Below are 3,423 nucleotides of genomic sequence, written 5' to 3' on the forward strand. Positions count from 1 at the left end.
CGCCCCGGCCGTGCCGGTGGCGGTGGCGGCGGCGGTCCTCCCGGCCGCGGTGGCGGTCCGTGCGCTGCCCGGGCCCCGCCCGGGCACCCCCGGCGCCGGCCCGGCCGCCGCGGCGTACGGCACCGGGCTGGCCGGCCTGCTGCTGGTGCCGCTGGTGGCGGGCGGCGGGGACGCCGCGGCGACCGCGGCGCTGGTGGTCGCGGCGGCGCTGTCGGCGGGTTCGGCGCAGTGGGCGGCCCGCTGGTTCCGCCGGGTCGGCTCCGGGCACCTGGGAGCGGCGAGCACGCTCGCCGAGTTCCGCTCCCGGATGCGGCCGGTGCTGCCGGTGGCCGTCGCCCTGCACCTGACCGTGCTGGCGGTGCTGACCTTCGCCGCGCTGGCCGTGCTGACCGCCCTCGCCCCGCGCCCCGGGCCGGACCGCGGCGGCGGGCTGCTGCACACCGCGGCCGAGCGCGCGGACGCCGTCCAGTGGGCCGGGCAGGGCGCGCTGGGGCTGCTGCTGGTGCTCGCGGTCCTGCTCGCGCACGGCGGGCGGACCACGGCCGGTGCGCTGGCAGCGCTCGCCGGGCCGGTCGCCCTCGCGGCGCCCGCCGCCTGGGCGGGGGCCGGTCGGGCGGCCGGGCCGCTCGGCTGCGGGGCCCTGGCGCTCGCCGTGCTCGGGTACGCGTGGGCGGTCCTGGGCCGGGTCGGCGCGCACCGCTGAACCCGCCGCACGGCTCCGCTCGACCTGTCGCACGGGCCGCCCCGTCCGTTCCGTTCGCTCGGTCCGTTCGCTCCGTCCGTTCCGTTTCAACCGTCCGCCAGGTCGTCCGCGACCTCGCTTCGTGGAAGGACACCCCCGATGAGGGTGCTGCTGCTGGGCGCCGACGGCTTCATCGGCCGCCGGGTCACCGATCGTCTGCTCGTGGACCAGGATTTGCAGGTGACGGTGCTCGGCCGGCGTGACTCGGCCGACATCCGCTTCGACCTGACCACCGGCAGTCCGGGCGCGCTGGCCCGGTTCCTGGACGCGGTCGCGCCCCAGGTGGTGATCAACTGCGCCGGCGCGACCTACGGCAGCTCGCGCACGCTGATCCGGGCCAACACGCTGGCCGTCGCCACGGTCTGCGAGGCGATCCGGCGCAGCCGCGAGCCGGCCCGGCTGGTGCACGTCGGCTCGGCCGCGGAGTACGGGCCGGTGCCGGGCGGGGTGCCGGTGACCGAGAGCGCCGAGCCGCGCCCGGTCGGCCCGTACGGGGTGTCCAAGCTGGCGGGCACCGAGCTGGTACTGGCGTCCGGGCTGGACGCGACGGTGCTGCGGGTGTTCGACGTGGTCGGGCCGGGGGCGCCGACCGCCTCGCTGTTCGGCCGGCTGTCGGAGGGGCTGCGCCGGGCGCTGGAGCGGGACGAGCCGCAGGTGCGGATGCCGGATCTGTCCGGATACCGGGACTTCGTCGACGTCCGGGACGTCGCGCGGGCGATCCGGGCGGCGGCCGTGTCGGCGGCCACCGGGGTGATCAACATCGGCAGCGGGCACGCCGTCCGGGCCCGGGACGCGGCCCAGCTGCTGGTCCGGGCCTCGGGCTTCGAGGGGACGATCCTGGAGGAGAACCGGCAGGTCCTGCTGCCCGCGCAGGCCGTCGGGGCGGGTGACCACCCGCCGCACCCGCTGCTCCACCAGGCGGGCCACCCGCTGCCCGGGCACCGTCCGGCGGAGCACCGCCCGGGCGACGGCCGGGGGCCGGTGCCGGAGCCGGTGCCGTGGCGGCAGGCGGACGTCCGCACCGCCAGGGACCGTCTCGGATGGCGGACGCAGGTGCCGCTGGAGGAGTCGCTGGGGGACGTCTGGCTGGAGACCGCCTGCCGGGTCTGAGGGCTCCGCGCGGCGGCCGCGGGAGGGCGCAACGGCCCGGCGGGGGCGGGGACACGGGCGGTTGGAGGCCGCCCGCCGCCGGGGCCGTGCGCGGTCCCACCATCCGATGCCGGGCGTCTCGCCAGTCGGACGGGCTGTCTCGGAATACCGGGGCGGCATGACACTGTTGGCGTAGCAGAGCCACCTCGGTGGCGTAGCGCAAGCCCGAAGAGGTTGGCCCTGGCCAAACCTGAACCGACGACCAACGGAGTCCCCGTGTCGCTGCCACCCCTGGTCGAGCCGGCCGACGAGCTCACCGTCGACGAGGTCCGCAGGTACTCCCGCCACCTGATCATCCCCGACGTGGGCATGGCCGGGCAGAAGCGGCTGAAGAACGCCAAGGTGCTCTGCGTGGGCGCCGGCGGTCTGGGCTCGCCCGCGCTGATGTACCTGGCCGCGGCCGGCGTCGGCACCCTGGGGATCGTCGAGTTCGACGTGGTCGACGAGTCCAACCTGCAGCGGCAGATCATCCACGGGCAGTCCGACATCGGCCGCTCCAAGGCGGAGTCCGCGCGGGACTCCGTGAAGGAGATTAACCCCTACGTCGACGTGGTCCTGCACGAGGACCGCCTCGACAACTCCAACGTCATGGAGATCTTCTCCGGCTACGACCTGATCGTCGACGGCACCGACAACTTCGCCACCCGGTACCTGGTGAACGACGCCGCGGTGCTGCTCGGCAAGCCGTACGTCTGGGGCTCGATCTACCGCTTCGACGGCCAGGCCAGCGTCTTCTGGGCCGAGCACGGCCCCTGCTACCGCTGCCTCTACCCGGAGGCCCCGCCGCCGGGCATGGTCCCGTCCTGCGCCGAGGGCGGCGTGCTGGGCGTGCTCTGCGCGTCCATCGGCTCGATCCAGGTCACCGAGGCGATCAAGCTGCTGGCCGGCGTGGGCGACCCGCTGGTCGGCCGGCTGATGATCTACGACGCCCTGGAGATGAACTACCGCCAGGTCAAGGTCCGCAAGGACCCGAACTGCGCCGTCTGCAGCGAGAACCCGACGGTCACCGAGCTGATCGACTACGAGGCCTTCTGCGGCGTCGTGTCGGAGGAGGCGCAGGCCGCCGCCGCCGGTTCGACCATCACCTCGCAGCAGCTCAAGCAGTGGCAGGACGACAAGGAGGACATCTTCCTGGTCGACGTCCGCGAGCCCGGCGAGTACGAGATCGTCAACATCCCGGGCGCCACGCTGATCCCGAAGAACGAGTTCCTGATGGGCAACGCGCTGGAGGCGCTGCCGCAGGACCGGAAGATCGTGCTGCACTGCAAGTCGGGCGTGCGCTCGGCCGAGGTGCTCGCCGTGGTGAAGGCGGCCGGCTTCGCCAACGCCGTCCACCTGGGCGGCGGCGTGCTGGGCTGGGTCAACCAGGTCGAGCCGCACAAGCCGGTGTACTGACCGGCATCGCGCGAACGCGGAAGGGGGCCCCGCCCGCGGGGCCCAGGCCCGGTGCCCCCGCGTGTGGCCCGCGTAGCGCGCCCCGGGGGGAACGAGGGGGACCCCCCACACCGCGGCCAGTCGCGGCAGCCCCGTGG

At 75.3% G+C, this 3,423-nt stretch carries 2 protein-coding genes and 1 pseudogene; all 3 read left to right on the plus strand.

Annotated features, from left to right (window positions below):
- Nucleotides 1–703 (plus strand): annotated as a pseudogene (locus ACWGB8_RS38205) (hypothetical protein); the annotation flags it as partial.
- Between the two features lie 138 nt (nucleotides 704–841).
- Entirely contained in the window at nucleotides 842–1,852 is a 1,011-nt protein-coding gene (locus ACWGB8_RS38210) for an NAD-dependent epimerase/dehydratase family protein (protein ID WP_452218255.1), read from the plus strand.
- 255 nt (nucleotides 1,853–2,107) lie between these two features.
- Nucleotides 2,108–3,286, plus strand: a complete 1,179-nt coding sequence (moeZ, locus tag ACWGB8_RS38215) for an adenylyltransferase/sulfurtransferase MoeZ (RefSeq protein ID WP_452218256.1) — start codon at nucleotides 2,108–2,110, stop codon at nucleotides 3,284–3,286.
- Nucleotides 3,287–3,423 lie beyond the last annotated feature (137 nt).

The organism is Kitasatospora sp. NPDC054939, assembly GCF_053610105.1.